Origin of the sequence: Stenotrophomonas sp. SMYL41 (assembly GCF_036319965.1) — a bacterium.
Classification (GTDB): Bacteria; Pseudomonadota; Gammaproteobacteria; order Xanthomonadales; family Xanthomonadaceae; genus Stenotrophomonas; species Stenotrophomonas maltophilia_R.
Window position 1 is genome coordinate 19,416 of the sequence record NZ_JAWIRX010000021.1, and the last position, 15,316, is coordinate 34,731.

At 67.1% G+C, this 15,316-nt stretch carries 11 protein-coding genes; 1 reads left to right on the plus strand and 10 read right to left on the minus strand.

The window, feature by feature from the left end; genetic code table 11:
- The 6 genes from V3B30_RS19505 to V3B30_RS19530 form a co-directional block, all read right to left on the minus strand.
- Entirely contained in the window at positions 1-2,202 is a 2,202-nt protein-coding gene (locus V3B30_RS19505; protein ID WP_262083094.1) for a cellulose biosynthesis cyclic di-GMP-binding regulatory protein BcsB, read from the minus strand.
- Entirely contained in the window at positions 2,199-3,383 is a 1,185-nt protein-coding gene (gene wecB / locus V3B30_RS19510) for a UDP-N-acetylglucosamine 2-epimerase (non-hydrolyzing) (RefSeq protein WP_262083093.1), read from the minus strand. Before wecB ends, V3B30_RS19505 begins: the two co-directional genes overlap by 4 nt.
- A gap of 267 nt (positions 3,384-3,650) precedes the next feature.
- Positions 3,651-4,688, minus strand: coding sequence for a fimbrial protein (locus V3B30_RS19515; protein ID WP_262083092.1), 1,038 nt, complete (start codon positions 4,686-4,688; stop codon positions 3,651-3,653).
- The gene (locus tag V3B30_RS19520) at positions 4,679-7,243 is read right to left on the minus strand and encodes a fimbria/pilus outer membrane usher protein (RefSeq protein ID WP_315973581.1); all 2,565 of its coding nucleotides are present in this window, start codon (positions 7,241-7,243) and stop codon (positions 4,679-4,681) included. Before V3B30_RS19520 ends, V3B30_RS19515 begins: the two co-directional genes overlap by 10 nt.
- Before the next feature lie 92 nt (positions 7,244-7,335).
- Positions 7,336-8,064, minus strand: a complete 729-nt coding sequence (locus V3B30_RS19525) for a molecular chaperone (protein WP_100471251.1) — start codon at positions 8,062-8,064, stop codon at positions 7,336-7,338.
- Between the two features lie 85 nt (positions 8,065-8,149).
- Positions 8,150-8,689: a fimbrial protein gene (locus V3B30_RS19530; protein ID WP_100471250.1), complete on the minus strand. Its 540-nt coding sequence runs from the start codon at positions 8,687-8,689 to the stop codon at positions 8,150-8,152.
- 459 nt (positions 8,690-9,148) lie between these two features.
- Between V3B30_RS19530 and V3B30_RS19535 the strand changes: the two genes are divergently transcribed.
- A complete protein-coding gene (locus V3B30_RS19535; protein WP_087921496.1) occupies positions 9,149-9,514 on the plus strand; it encodes a hypothetical protein in 366 nt (121 codons plus the stop codon).
- A 9-nt stretch (positions 9,515-9,523) separates the two neighbouring features.
- Here V3B30_RS19535 and pncB read toward each other — a convergent pair whose 3' ends face one another.
- From pncB to gspD, 4 genes are all read right to left on the minus strand, one after another.
- A complete protein-coding gene (gene pncB, locus V3B30_RS19540) occupies positions 9,524-10,702 on the minus strand; it encodes a nicotinate phosphoribosyltransferase (RefSeq protein ID WP_100471249.1) in 1,179 nt (392 codons plus the stop codon).
- A gap of 109 nt (positions 10,703-10,811) precedes the next feature.
- Positions 10,812-11,651, minus strand: coding sequence for a glycosyltransferase family 2 protein (locus V3B30_RS19545; protein WP_100471248.1), 840 nt, complete (start codon positions 11,649-11,651; stop codon positions 10,812-10,814).
- The gene (locus V3B30_RS19550; protein WP_262083089.1) at positions 11,648-12,499 is read right to left on the minus strand and encodes a glycosyltransferase; all 852 of its coding nucleotides are present in this window, start codon (positions 12,497-12,499) and stop codon (positions 11,648-11,650) included. The genes V3B30_RS19545 and V3B30_RS19550 overlap by 4 nt, the downstream gene beginning before the upstream one ends.
- Positions 12,500-13,109: 610 nt before the next feature.
- Positions 13,110-15,311 carry a type II secretion system secretin GspD gene (gspD, locus tag V3B30_RS19555; RefSeq protein WP_262083088.1) on the minus strand — a complete coding sequence of 734 codons (2,202 nt, stop codon included), beginning with the start codon at positions 15,309-15,311 and terminating at the stop codon, positions 13,110-13,112.
- Between the last annotated feature and the right edge of the window lie 5 nt (positions 15,312-15,316).

Here is a 15,316-nt window from a genome sequence, read left to right on the forward strand (position 1 = left end):
TCAGTGCCCTGTGTTGGCGGACTTGCGGCGGCGCACCTGGGTAACGCGGGCGGCCAGCAGCGCGAACACGATCACGCCGACCAGCAGCAGCAACCAGACCATGTGCCGTTCCCACTTCGATTGCGGATTGCCGTCCTGCGCGATACGCGTGCCATACGGATCCTGGCGGTCGAATTCGCGCACGGCATCACCGCCGTCGAGCACGGCGAGATCACCGCGTAGCAGCCGGAACGGCGCACCGAACGACGGTGCCTGCGCACCGAGGTCGCTGTAGAGCACGCCCAGCTGGCCGCCGGACGACCCCACCTGCACCACGGCAGCACGATCCAGCCCGCTGACATCCAGCAGCGGCTGCGGCGTGCCGCCGATCAGCAGGCGGCCATCCTTCAGGCCGGCCACATCAACACCGGAGGGCGCCACGCCGAACGCCAGCCATGGCGCGCCCGGGCTGACCGCGGCACCGGCATCGACCACCTTCAGTTCCGACGCCTCCGGTGACGCGCCCACGGCACTGGCCACGGCGATGACCTTACGCAGCGAGGCCGGCGCATCCTGCAGCCAGGTGCCGGGCACGAACACCTGGTTGCCGCGCGACAGCTGGCTGCTGGCACCAACGAAGTCACTGCCCAGCGAACGCTTGGCCAGGGTCAGGTGGCTGCTGGGCAGGATCGAGACCGGATAGCCGGTGGCCGGGTCGTGACAATAGGGCCGCGCCGGCTGGCGCAGGAAGCTGACGCGGATCTCGTTGCGCGCCGAGAGCGCGTAGGCCGGCACCTTGGCCACCAGCCGTTGCGGCTGGCCATTGGCCGTCAGCACCTTGCCACCCAGCAGGTAATCATTGAAGTAGAGGGTCGCCACCGCGCCCTGCCCGGCTGCGTTGGGCGCCGCCGAGACATCGATCACCACTTCCTCGGGCAGGCGCCCATCGGCCGACAGCGCGCCGAGGTCGAAGCTGGCGCTGCGATCGGCGCGGGTCACCACGTCCATCGTGCCGGCGATGTTGCCGAGCCGGCTCAACAGCACCTGGTCGCCGTCCAGTTTCGGCGTGCCCGCTTGGCTGACCTGCAGGCTGCGGCCCAGCGCGTAGCTGCGCCACTGTTCGGCGAACAGCCCGGCGACCTTGCCTGCCGCTGCCGGGTCGACCACCAGCGTCGGACGGCCGGCAACGGCGACCACGCTGACCGAGGCGTTGGCAGCGGGCTTTTCCAGCCCAGCCATGTCGGTACCGCGCCACGCAGCGAAGGCAGTGCCCGCATCGGCACCAGCAGCGCCGACCTGTACGGCCAGCGCGTCCAGTGCCGCGCTTACGCCGGCCCGCAGCGCATCGCTGCCGATCATCACATCGGCCGCCAGCGGCCCACTGTCACGCAGCGACAGCAGTGCGCCAACTTCGGCCAGGTCCTTGATCGCATGCGCGCGCTCGCCCGTGGCCAGCGCGGCGTAGGCCGGCACGCCCTGCAGGCTGGCCGGGATGCTGATGCCGGCCAGGTCGACGCTGTCACCGACCTTGGGCAGCGCCACCACCTGCACCTGCTTTCCGCCGGCCTGCAACGCGGTACCGATGCGCCAGGCGGCATCATAGGTTGGCGCCTGCAGCGCTTTGCCATCCACCAGCAGCCGCACCTGCGGTGGCAGCGCACCCCACGCCTTGGCCACGGTATCCACGGCACGGCCGTCGAAGCGATAGCTGAAACGCGAGTCCGGCGACAGCCGCAACACGTTGGCCGGTGCACTCTGGTCGGCACACTGGTAGTCGGACACGATCGACCACCAGCCGACGCCCACCCGCACGAAGCCGTTCTGGCGGGGTTCGCCATCGATGGCCAGCAGCTGGCTGGCATCGCCCTGCGCGTCGGTGATCGAGCGCGCCGCGATCGGATCGCCATCGACCGACCACAGGCCCGAGGTCCGCCCGGCGTGGCCACGCACATAGCGCCCATCCAGCTGCAGCTGCGCATCGCGGGTGGCGACGCCGGCCGGCACCGGCAGGTAGACCTCGCGCTGGCTCTCCTGCCCGCTCAGCACGAGTGGTTGGCGGAAACCGAGTTCGCGCAGGGTCATCTGCCGGTTCACCGTGCTGTCGCCGCTCCATTCGGCGAACTGGCCGGCGACGCTGTCGGCGGCATGGGCACTGCCGACCACGCCCGACAGGACGAACGCAGCAGCGGAAGCAAACAGGGGAGAGCAGCCGGGCTGGGTCATGGCGTCACTTCACGGGGATGAGGGAGGGCGGCACCGCCGCGACGGAGACCGGGCGAGAATTCGGGAAGCGGCGCGCCGCGCAGGGCGGCAACGATGCGTGCGCTGGCACGGCCGTCGCCGTAGGGGCTGGCATCGGGGTCGAAGCGGGCCGGCTGCGGGGGTTGTGCCAATACCGCGTTGACCGCATCGACGATGCGGGAGGGCGTGGTACCGACCAGTGTCACCACACCGGCTTCGACCGCCTCCGGCCGCTCGGTGACATCGCGCATCACCAGCACCGGTTTGGCCAGTGCGGGCGCTTCTTCCTGCACGCCACCGGAGTCGGTGAGGATGACGTCGGCGCGCTGCATCAGGCGCACGAAGCGCAGGTAATCCTGCGGTGGCACCAGGTGCACGTTGTCCAGGTTGCCAAGGTGGGCGTTGACCGGTCCCTGCACGTTCGGGTTGAGGTGCACCGGGTACAGCACCTGCAGGTCCGGCCGCCGGGCCAGCTCGACCAGCGCACGGCAGATGTCCTCGAAGCCCTGGCCGAAGCTTTCGCGGCGGTGGCCGGTGACCACCAGCAGGCGGCGTGCGGGGTCGAGCATGTGGAAGGGTTGGTCGGCCTGCGCGCGCAGTGCCGGATCGGCATCCAGGCGTTCTACGGTCTGCTGCAGGGCATCGATGACGGTGTTGCCGGTGACCAGGATCTGCCCGCCCAGGTGCTCACCGGCCAGGTTGGCGCGCGAGCTGGGCGTAGGTGCGTACAGCTGGTGGCCAATCACATCGATCACCCGCCGGTTCATTTCCTCCGGCCACGGCCGGTGGATGTCGCCGGTGCGCAGGCCAGCCTCGACGTGACCGATCGGAATGCGGTGATGGAATGCGGCCAGCGCGGCAGTCATCGCCGTGGTGGTGTCGCCATGCACCAGTACCCGGTCCGGACGGACCTGCGTGTAGAGCGCGTCAAGCCGTTCGAACAGCTTGGAACACAGGCCATTGAGGGTCTGGTTGGGCACCATGACATCGAGGTCGTGGTCGGCAGTGATCCCGAACAGCGACATCACCTGGTCGAGCATCGCCCGGTGCTGGCCGGTGATGCAGACCACCGATTCAATGTCCGCAGCCCCCGCCAGGGCCCGCACCAGCGGTCCCATCTTGATGGCTTCCGGCCGCGTGCCGAACACCGACAGGACCTTCACCGCAGCGCTCCCGAAGGATGGTGCGGGGGGATGCAGGTAGCTGTAGCCACGTCTGGATCCTTTCGGCATTCCCGTCCAATGCCCGCAGGCAGGAGACGGTCACCTCATGAGGAAACTCCAAATTCGCGACATACATCACATCCATGTGAGTGTACGTGCGTCGTGGCACTGATCTTCATCGTTGGAAGATCAAGACGCAGTCAACGCCACCTGCGGAACAGGTGACGTTGCGGTGGAACGCAGCGGTGGCGCCGGCCTGTGGCCGGCTTACTCGTACTGGATGGTGAAGGTGGCTTGGCCGTTCGCGACACCCGCACCGACCGTGCCGGCCTGGGTCTGCACGTAACGGGCACGCAATGGCAGGGTCATGGTGCTGGTACCCGGCGTGGTGGTACCGACGTTGACGGTCTGGCCGAAGCGCACTTCGCGCTCGGTGCTGCCATCGCGCTGGACCATCTGGATGCCGATGCGGGTGGCGCTGTTGGTGGCCGCGCTGAGCTTCAGCACGCCGGGCATGTTCGAGCTGTCCTGATCGGCGTCGAGGCGGATGCCGATCTTGCTCTGATACTGCGCGACATTGCTTCCCTGGCAGTTCAGGCGGATCTCGAAATCACGATCGACGGCCTTGGAACCGACACCGGTGAAGGTGGTGTTGGGCACGCTGCCGAAATCAACCGCGATGTTGCGGCTGCCGGCCTGCACTTCGCAGGTCGGGCTGACCACGGTGGTGCCCGAGCCCCTGAACGTGGAAGTCAGCACCGGGCGGCTGGGGCCATCACCATCAAAGTAATACGTGGTGAAGCGACCGTTCGGCGCGATCACGCCCGAACCGGTCTGCGCGGCGGTCTTGATCAGCTGGATGCGGAACTGGCCGCCGATCAGCGAGATGGTGGAGTTGGCCGCGAAATTGATGGAATGCGGGTAGTACGTCTGGATCGCGCCGGAGTCGCGGAACAGGCGGATGCCCACGCCGGCCACGCCGGTCTCATAGACGTTGGCAAAGCCGGCCACCGGTCGCTTCTGCGGCGCGTTGACATACTCGCCGGTCGAGCTGCCACCGTACCAGTAGTCACAGCGGGCAACGCTGTTCTGCTGGTTGATCGGCACGCTGATTTCCTTGATCACGCCGCCAACGGGCGTGCTGGGCAGGATCACGATCTGACCCATGTCCATCTGCACGTCCTGCGCAACGAAACCGTTGATCTGGATGCGGCAGGCCGCACTGGCCTGCTGCGCCAGCAGCACGCCACCCAGCAGGGCCAACGCGGCCAGTGCCTTGCGGCCACGGGAAGAAATCATCGGCATGCTGCCTCCAGCGGGATGAAGCCGGTCTTGGACGCATCGGCGCCCGCCGGTACCTGGTAATCAATGGTGCAGCGCTGGTCGGCACCTGCGCCCCACTCGACCTGCAACTGGCCCTGGTTCTTCTCACTGCGCACGTACAGGCGGCCACCCTGGCTGACCATGCCCACCGGCTGGCCCTGCTCGTCCTTGACCTGCGCACCGAACGGCATCGTGCGGCCATCGGTGTTGCGCACCTGGATCAGCAGCGCGTTGCCCTTGCGGGTATCGAAGCGCAGGTAGCTGATGGCACCGGCGAACGGCGCGATCGACTGGCTGGTGCTTTCCAGCTCGACGTCATGGGCCATGCCCTGCGGGTCGAGGGTGACGGTGTTGAGGCGGTACGGCGACACGTACGGGACGACCGCGTAGCCGCGGCCATCGACGCGCAGGCCCGGGGCATTGCTGACGATCGCATCGCGCGCGCCCGGCGCTTCCACCAGCACCATGGTGTCGCCACGCTGCGGGGTGAAGGTGAAGCCGCCCGGATGCACGACCACACTGCCGTTGGCACCGACCGACGCCTGGCGGAAGTCGCGCGAGTGGCTGTAGGTCGCGTTCAACGCGCTGTAGCGGCTGCGGTATTCCGCGCTGCCCACTGCGGTGGTGCCACCTTCGCGGGAGTCGGACAGCGCCACGCCGTAGCTGAAGTTGTTGTCGATGCCGGCCGAACCGGTGACGCCGACGCGGCTGTTGTCGTAGCCACCGCGCTCGCGCACGCCGAGATCGGCGCTGAACGACACCGGGTGGGTGCCACGGCCCAGCGGCACGCTCATCGACAGCAGGTACTGGGTGTCGGAACGGCCGAGCACGCCTTCTTCGGTGCGCAGCGCGGAAAAGCCGTAGTTCACCGAGCGCCAGGCGTTGTTGTAGCCCACCTGGTACTGCTTGGAGGTGCCGGAGCGGTCGTAGAAGTCGCGCACCGAACCGGTCACGTACAGCGCGCCGCCACGACGGCCCAGCGGCTGGTTCAGGGTTACCTGGAACTGGCTGCGCTGGCGGCCACGGGTGGTCGGGTCGATGCCGCGCTTGTCCGAATCGCGCCCATACAGGGCGTCCTGCAGGCTGTAGAAGCCTTCGGTCGAGTAGCGGTAGGCGGCCAGGGTCAGGTTGGTCCCGGTCTCGCCGATCATGTTGCTGTAGCTCAAGCGCACGCTGGCACCGGTGTGGTTGCCGTAGTGGTCGAACGTGGTGCGTGCGTGGGTGACGTCGGCGGCGAACGCGCCGACCGGCGTGGACAGGCCGACGCCGTACAGCAGCGACAGGTAGCCGTCGCTCAGGGCGCTGCCACCGTACAGGGTCAGCTGGTTGCCGATACCGCGCTGGTAGGTGCCCTGCACCAGCCACGGCTCATCGGCCAGCAGCTTGTTGCGCACCTGGCCGGCGGTCAGCGAGTAACGCGACACGCCTTCGCGCAGCATCTGCGGCACCGAACCGAACGGCACCTTGAATTCGCGGCGGCGGCCATCGGCCTCGATCACGCTCACTTCCAGGTCGCCGCCGTAGCCGGTCGGGTACAGGTCGTCGATGACGAAGCTGCCCGGCGACACGGTGGAGGAGTAGATCAGCTGCTCGTTCTGGCGCACTTCGATGCGTGCGTTGGTCTCGGCGATGCCGCGCACGACCGGCGCGTAACCGCGCAGAGAATCGGGCAGCATGCGGTCGTCGCTGGCCAGGCTGGCACCGCGGTAACCGATCGAGTCGAACAGTTCACCGGTGGTGTAGGCCTCACCGATGGTGAGCATGCCGCGCACCTGCGGGATGCCGCGCTGCGCATAGGTGGCGATGCTCTGCCAATGGCGGCCATCACCCTCGGACCAGGTCAGGTTCGAATCGTGGCGGAACTGCCAGCCACCCAGGTTCATGCCGGCGTTGAGGCCGAGGTAGGCGCTGCGGTTGCGCTGGCCACCTTCGACACGGCTGTCACTGTCGATGGCATTGAAGCTGTAGCCGACGAAGCCGGCATTGATGCCACGGTCCCACAGCGCCGGATTGACGTAACCACGTGCCTCACGGCGCAGGAATACCTGCGGGATGCTGAGGTCGTAGCGCAGGTTGCCGCTGTCATAGACACCGTAGGCATTGGCCATGCGCTGCTGGACCGGCACGCAGCTGGTCTTGTCGGTGGGCACCGACGGGTCCTGCTGCAGCAGCACGGCCTCGCTGTCCACGCCCATTTCTTCCAGCATCGGCAGCGGCAGGCAGGCATCGACGCGGCCCTGCGCATCGGCCTTGAACTGCAGGTCGCGGCGGCCCTGCCAGGCCCCGTTGACGTAGACGTCGACGCGGTAGGTGCCGGCCACCATCGGGTTGCCGTTGCTGAAGGCTGCCAGGTCGACCTGCTTGGCCTGGCCGGACAGGAAGCTGGAGTTGAACTGGGCCGATTCCGGTGCACGCGCGTTGGCCGCACCACTCTGCGCCATCAGCGCCTGTTCGCCGAGATTGGCCGGGGCAGCCAGCGCCCATCCTGGGCAGGCTACGCCAGCAACCAACAGGCAAAGCGCCTGATGGATCGACAATGTCAATCTGTTTCCGATCACACTGACATTCCTTCAATTCGCCGCACGGCGGCGGTGGCGGGATGCGCAGGCCCGTGGCCGGCGCGGCGCGTTCAGCCCCCGGTACTGCCGAGGCGGACCTTGTGCTCCACCCGACCGCCGTAATCGTTGATGGTGATGAAGCGCACCTGGTCGGAGCCCGCCGGTGCGGTGAACTCCAGGCTCTGCTTCGGCGCGACCATGGCGCCCTTGTCCTCGACGGTCTTTTCACTGCTGCCGGCCACGGCATGCACTTCGGCCAGCGTGACGTGGAAGGGGCTCGGGTTTTCCACCCGCAGGCGGTCGCCGGTGCGGGTCCAGCGCAGCGCTGCCGGTGCGTCGTTGGCGACGCCCTTCAGGCCCTGCGGCCGGTAGAAAAGCTTCAGGCGCGAACGAAACGCGACCTGCAGGTAATTCTGTTCGCCGCTGTCGGCGTTGTCCGGCGACGGCGGAACGTCCAGCACGTTGAGCCAGAACACCGACTCACGGTCGGTCGGCAGCTGCGCGCCGGAGAAGATCAGACGCAGCGCCTGGCTGCGGCCCGGCTCGACACGCGCGATCGGCGGCGTCAGCACGAACGGGGCATCGCTGGTATCGGCGGTCTGGTTGGCGTCGCCGCTGTCGATCCAGGCTTGGACCAGCGCCGGCGAATCGCCCACGTTGTCGACCTGCACGGTGACTTCGCGCGCCTGCGCCGGGTAGATCACTCGCGTGCCATTGACCACCACGCCAGCCAGAGCGTTCTGGCAGAAGGGCAGCGTGAACGCTGCCAGCAGCAGCGCCCGGGGAAAGAATGCTTTCATCGGAAGTACTACGCTCGAGGTATGTGGCCAGGGGCCGCGATGCACTGGCCGGCGCGTACGCCGGCCAGTGCGGGTACGACTGCGATCAGTTGTAGATGATCGTGTACTTCACGCTGCTGGTGACGTCGCCCGGGGTGGCGGCGGCAGTGGCGTAGTACTCAGCGTAGTAGTTCAGATCGGCCGAGCCGTCGGTGCCGACGGTGACCCACTGCGAGTTGGTCTGGGCCTGGCCAGCGCCGGCAGCCTTGATCGGCAGGACCTGGTTGTTCGAACCCAGCAGCTGCAGCTGCACGTTGGTGGCAGCGTTGGCCGAGGCCTGGTTCAGCAGGCGGCCGGTGTTGAAGTCAACGGTCGAACCCGGCTCGAAGTAGGTGGCGACGTTGCCGGCGCTGCACTTGGTCAGGTTGATGGCGAACGGGGTACGGCCCGCAACGTTACCGGCGGCGGCCAGGGTGTTCTTGGACACGGTCGGCAGGTTGACGGCGAAGTCCTTGCCGCCCGGGGTCGAGATGGTGCAGGTCTTGTCGGTCACCTTGCCGTTGAAGGTGATGGTGCCGTCGGCGGCGTTGGCGGCCAGCGGAGCGGCGGCCAGCATCAGAGCGGCGATGATATTGATCTTGTGCATTCGCTTTTACCTAACCCTACTGAAGAGATGAGAAGTAGAGGAGGAAGCAAGGAGCACTGCCGGGCTATCAAGACCCATCCTTGCGTCTCACCTGTGGCCGGACTCGGACATACCTACCCCTGAATCCGTGACGCAAGTATAGGCATAACTGTGATGAAAGTCTCATTATTTTTCTGAACGCCAATTCATTGACGCCTTAAATGTGACGTGGTAGGCGGAATGGGCGCCAGAAGCGCGTGGAGGATTTGACGGTCGGACGGCCGGGTCACAGACGACCGTGGATGACACGTTGAGCGGCGTGTTCGACAGGCTCGGAAACCGGCTTTTTTCAGGTGGAAATCACCTTATTTGATGCGCATCACTCTTTCTTGGTGATGGCCCTAGCAGATTCGGATTTGTCCTATTAAAGGCGGATCGAACCTGTCGCTAACTAGGACACACCGAACCAGAGAACGTGTCATGAGGAATTCCATTCTGCTGTGCGTGGCCCTGATGTCCGTCAGCGCGCTGGCCCAGGCCAGCAGCGGCAACATTCGTTTCAGCGGCCGCATCGCCGAGCCGGGCTGCACGACGAACCTGTCCCAGGGTGAGCTGAGCCTGGCGGCCTGCCCGCCGTCGGCCAAGGGTTCGACGGTGGCCGTGACGGCGCTGGCCGATGGCCAGGCCGCGACGCTGCGCGATGGCAAGCGCCAGGGCCAGAAGCTGTCGGTGTCGGCCAGCGCGATGCGCGCCGGCGATATCGCCTTCTCCGAGCGCTACAGCGTGCAGGCTTCGAAGCAGCAGCCGCTGCAGGGCGCTTACCTGGTGGTCGTCGACTACCTGTAAGCCGGCGCTTTACGCCGGCGGCAGCTCGAAGACCTGGCGCAGGTAGGCCAGGTAACCCGGGTCGTCGCACATGCTCTTGCCCGGCGAATCGCTGAGCTTGGCCACCGGCTGGCCATTGCAGCGGACCATCTTGATGACGATGTTGAGCGGCGTCGGGCCCAGATCATTGGTCAGGTGGGTGCCGACGCCGAAGGCGACCTGGCAGCGACCGCGGAAGTAGTCGTACAGGCGCATCACTTTGGCGATGTCGAGCCCATCGCTGAACACCAGCACCTTGCTGCGCGGATCGACCCGGCGCTGCTGGAAATGCGCCAGCATGCGGTCACCCCAGTCGAACGGATCGCCGGAATCATGGCGCACGCCGTCGAACAGCTTGCAGAAGTACATGTCGAAGTCGCGCAGGAATGCATCCAGGCCGACCACGTCGGACAGCGCGATGCCCAGATCGCCGCGATATTCCCGCGCCCACGATTCCAGTGCCGCCACCTGCGAATCGCGCAGGCGCGGGCCGAGGGCCTGGAAGGCCTGCAGGTACTCATGGGCCATGGTGCCGTGCGGGGTCATGCCGTACAGGCGGGCGAAGTGCACATTGCTGGTACCGACCAACTGCGGGCCGAGCGCATCGCGCAGCAGCGGCAGCAGCCGCGCATGCCAGTCCCGCGAGTAGCGGCGGCGGCTGCCGTAGTCGGCAATGCGGCACTGCTCGAAGCCGGGGGTATCGCGCAGCAGCGCGGCCTTGGCCTGCAGGCGGCGTTCGCCTTCGGCGAAGTCGGCCGTGGTGGTGTTGCGGAACCAGACTTCATTGATGATCGCCAGCAACGGCACTTCGAACAGGATGGTGTGCAGCCACGGGCCGGTGATGTCCAGTTCGATCTCGCCGGGCACGGCCTTCGATGCGCGCAGCTGGATGTACTTGCGGTCGAGGTGGAACAGGCCGAGGAAATCGGCGAAATCCGGCTTCACGAAGCGCAGGCCACGCATGTAGTCCAGCTCCGCGTCGCTGAAACGCAGGCTGCACAGGTGGTCGATTTCTTCATCGATCTGGTCGATGCAGCTTGCCAGGTCGATACCGGGCGTGCGGCACTTGAAACGGTACTGCACCTGGGCGCCGGGGTGCTGGTGGAGCACCGCCTGCATCATGGTGAACTTGTACAGGTCGGTGTCGAGCAGGGACTGGATGATAGGCATGGGGCGGATTATGCGCCCGGCAGGGTGAACCGGGGTGCCTGCGAGCCACGCTCGGCTCACGGGGAACGACATGGGTAGATCCACGCCCTGCGTGGATGCTCCTGCGGCGCTACAACGACCTGCGCAGCAGGCGCGGCACCAGCAGCAGTGCATGTGCCCAGATCGCGCCCCATACCGCCACGCGCACCGGCAGCGGACGCTGCCCGGCCTCGAACTTCTGGAAGTAGCGCCACAGCCCCCTGTGCTTGTGCCATTCCACGAAGAACGGCCGTGAGCGGCTGGAGACACCGCGCACATGGGTAACCTGCAGGTCGTTGGCGATCGCCACCACCGCGCCGGCCTCGCGTGCGCGACGGCACAGGTCCAGGTCCTCGGCGTGCAGGCGATAGCCCGCGTCCCAGCCACCGATGCGGTCGAACAGCGCGCGCGGCATCATCAGCAATGCGCCAGACAACGCAGGTACCCGCTGCAGCGCCTGGTGCGGCTCACGCGGAACCGCCAGCCTGGAGCCCTTGCCGGGCGAACGCAGCATCATCAGGAAATCCGGGTCGCGGCGGCGCACCGCCTCGTCGGCGTGGCCATGCTCGTCCACCTGTTCGACGCCCAGCAGGCAATCGCCCAGTGCTTCGGCGCGCGAACGCAGTTCGGCCAGCGTATCCGGCTCGACCATCAGGTCCGGGTTGATGAAGGCCAGCCACGGGCTGCGCGAGTCGGCCACGCCCTGGTTGTTGGCGGCGGCGAAGCCGGGGTTGTCCGGGTTGCCGACGAAGCGCACGCGCGGATCGTGGCTGGCATGCCGCTGCACGATGTCCAGGGTGCCATCCAGCGAACCATTGTCGATCACCCGGATCTCGGCCACATCCTGCGCCTGGCGCAGGCGCGAAAGGCAGGCATCAATGGTGCTGCCACTCTGGTAGGTGACGACGATGGCGGCAATGGCAACATTCAAACGGGTGGCTCCGGCGCGGACGGGACGAACAGGTCACCCTGTTCCCGCGGCATTATCGCCTGCCGCATGCGCTGCTGCAGATCAGCCCGCAACCCGTGCAGTGGATCGCGCATCAGGAAGTCGGCCAGCCGCGGTACCCAGGCCGGCCAGCGCGCCGCCAGGGCCTCCAGGTCGCCATCGCGGCTGACGGCCTCCCCTGCCCGGCTGACAAAGGCGGTTTCGCACAACACGTTGCGCCACCCCAGGCCGGCCATGCGCAGGCTGAGGTCGACCAGTGCCGCGTTCCAGCCCGCGTAACTCTCCACGTCCAGGCCACCGGCACGACGGCGCGCGTTGCCACGCACCAGTACCGCGTGAGTGACCGCCGATGGCAGTTCCGGGTGCAGCGTCGGCAGCGTGGCGCAGGTCTGCGCCAGCAGGGCCGGGTCATTGGGTTCGGGATTTATCTCGCCCAGCCGTGGCCACGCTGCGGTTTCTCCGGCGTTGCACCATGGGGTTGCGGTGGCGATGGCGGCATCGCGTGCGAAGGCGTCCTGCAACTGCTGCAACCAGCCGGGTGAGGGCACGCTGTCGGGCGCGAGCACCGCCACGTCCAGGCCATCGCAGGCGCGCAGCATCTCGTCCAGGTGGGCAACTTCGCCCAAGGGCCGCGCGCGCCGGGTGTACTCGGCCTGCAGCTGCGTATGCGCCAACCAGTGTTCCACCACTGCCTGCGCGCGCGGCCCGGTCTGCGCATCATCGGCCAACCAGACCGCGGTCCCTGGCGCCGTGCCGGCATCCAGTGCGGCCAGGCAGCGGTCGAGCGCGGCATCGTCCACGCACAGCGGCAACAACACGATCGCCCCCATCCCGCCTCCGTGGTTGTCGGTGGCCACAGCGTAGCACCGGGAGGGTATCGGCCGGGTTGCACCCGGCGCCTGCTTCAGGCCAAGGCAACAGCAACAGCCGAAGCAAAGGCGGGTTCCTTGGGGATGGCGGGGTGGGTCCGGTTGCGGGGGACGCCGTAAATACGTCCCTGTAGGCTCGGTCGAGCCTTCGACAGATTTCTGCGATCCGCCGGCAAAGGCTGGGGTCAGATCCGTTTTCCAGAGGAAAACGGATCTGACCCCATTTTTGTATATCGGTATCTGACAGATGTGTCGACCAAGGTCGACACCTACCCACAGCCGCAGGAATCTGTCAGAGGCGGGGCGGTGTGGGGTGGCAGGACCGTTGGCGCCATGGATGGCGCCATCGAGCCCCCATGGGTGAGGGCGCTTTGCTTGCGAAGCACTGCTTCGCAAGCGCCCGAACGCACAGCCGCCAGCGGCTGGGCCGGACCCCGGAGGGGGGTTTACGGCGTGTCCTGCCAACCCACACCGCCCCGCCATCCCACGGAATGCCCGCTGTTGCTGTTGCTGTTTCTATTGCTTCGGCCGTTGCTTCGGCGGGTGCCGGGCGCAGCCCGGCCGTAACCGCCTACTTCTTCGCGCGCGGCTGGTTCAGCGGCTCCATCGCGCGGAAGCGCTTGCTGTACTCGTCGGTCAGGTTGCGCGATTCCTGGCTGTTGCGGACGATCGTCGGGGTCAGCAGCACGATCACTTCCGAACGACGGCTGGTGCGGGTCTTCTGCCCGAACAACGCACCGACCACCGGGATCCTGCTCAGGCCGGGGATGCCGCTGCTGCCGTCGGTGGCCGAGTCGGTGATCAGGCCCGCCAGCATGATGGTGTCGCCGCTCTGCACCGCCGCTTCGGTGGACAGCTTCTTGGTCGAGATGCGCGGGTTGCAGTTGCGCTCGGTCGGGTTGCAGGCGTCCGGCACGTCCGAGGCGCTGCTGACTTCCTGCACGATATCCAGGAATACGGTGCCGTCACGGGTCACGCGCGGGCGCACCTTGAGGATCACGCCGGTGTCGATGTACTGCACCGAGCTGTAGGTGCTGGTGCCCACGCCGGTGTTCACCGTGGTGGTGTTGATCGGCACCTTGTCGCCGACGTTGAGCGTGGCCTCGGCGTTGTTGCGCACGAACACCGATGGCGTCTGCAGCAGGCGCAGGTCGGTCACCTTGTCCAGCGCGCTGACCACGGCAGCGGCATTGTGGCCGGTGAATGCCCAGCCCACACCATCATTGCCGGTCACGCCACCCGCAAAGGTATTCCACGCACCCGCAGCAGCCGGCGGCAGGGTCAGGCCGCTGAGCGCGCCGGTCAATGCGCGGCCGGCCACGGCATTGTCGAAGAACCAGTTCACGCCGTACTTCAGGTCACCGGTCAGCGCCACTTCGGCCACCTGTGCCTCGATATGCACCTGCAGCGGCATCACATCCAGCTTCTCGATCACCTCGCGGATCGAGCGCCAGGCCTGCGGGGTCGAACGCACCAGCAGGGTGTTGGTTTCCTCCACCGCCGACACGCCGACGCGGTCGCCCTCCACTTCCAGGCTGACACTGACGTTGCCGGGCTGGCGCTGCGGCAGGTTCAGGCTGCCATTGCTGCCGCCACTGCCACCGCTTCCGCCCAGCGTCGAGCCCAGGTTGCTGCTGGTGTTGTCCATGCCACGGTCGCCGTCACCGCCCAGCTGCGACGGGATGGCGCCCGGTGCCAGCGATGCAGGGCTGGAGCCGCCGCGGTTGCCACTGCTGGCGAAGGCCTCGCTGAGGCGCTCGGCCAGGTCGCGTGCCTTGATGTAGCGCAGCTCGTAGGAGAACAGGCGGGCGCTGCCGCCGGCGGTGTCGATGCGATCCAGCCACTGCTGGATCTGGTCCAGGTAGCGCACCTGCGGCGTGATCACCAACACGGCGTTGGCATTCTCCAGCGGCAGGAAACGGAACATGCCGGCACTGGGCGTCTTGCTCTCTTCGCCGAACACCTTTTCCAGGTCGGCCGCCACCTGCTCGGCCTTGCCCGACTGGATCGGGAACACGCCCACCGACATGCCCGACAACCAGTCGACGTCGAAGATCTCGACGGTGCGCAGGTAGTTCTCCAGCTCGGCGCGGGTACCACCAAGGGTGATCACGTTGCGGCCGCTGTCCACGTTGACGATGGCGTTGGGGCGCGCGTACGGCTCCAGTACCTTCTTCATCTCGGTGGCGGAGATGAACTGCAGCGGCACCACGCGGACTTCGAAACCGCGTGCACTGGCCGCCGGTGCCGTGCTCGGTGCGACCGTGCCGGCCAGCGCCTGGTCGGCGGCGACGATGTTGTAGCGCCCACCGCTGTAGACCATGCGCGCGTTGTTCCAGCCCAGCACCATCTCCAGCAGGTTCAGTGCCTGCGCCGGCGATACCGGCTTGGGCGTGGCCAGGGTGACCGTGCCCTGCACGCCCGGTGCGATCACGTAGTTCTGGCCGAGCATGTCGCCGAGGATGGCCTTGACCACCGCATGCAGCGATTCGCCTTCGAAGTTGAAGGTCGCCTCGCCGGTGCTGGCGCCGTGCAGCGCCGGTGCCGGCGCGCGCGCGGCCTGGCGGTTGATCATCGTGCCGGTGCCACGGCGGATCACCGCCTGCGGTGCCCCTTGGCTTTCACGGGCGGCATCGGCAGCGACGTCGGCCGCCTGGCCGGCGTCGGCGCTGGGCGACAGGTTGCCGTTGCGCTGCACGTGCGGCGCGGACACCGTACTGCAGCCGACCAGCAGCGCGAGGGCAAAGGACCAGGGAAGAAAACGCAGGCTCATGCATT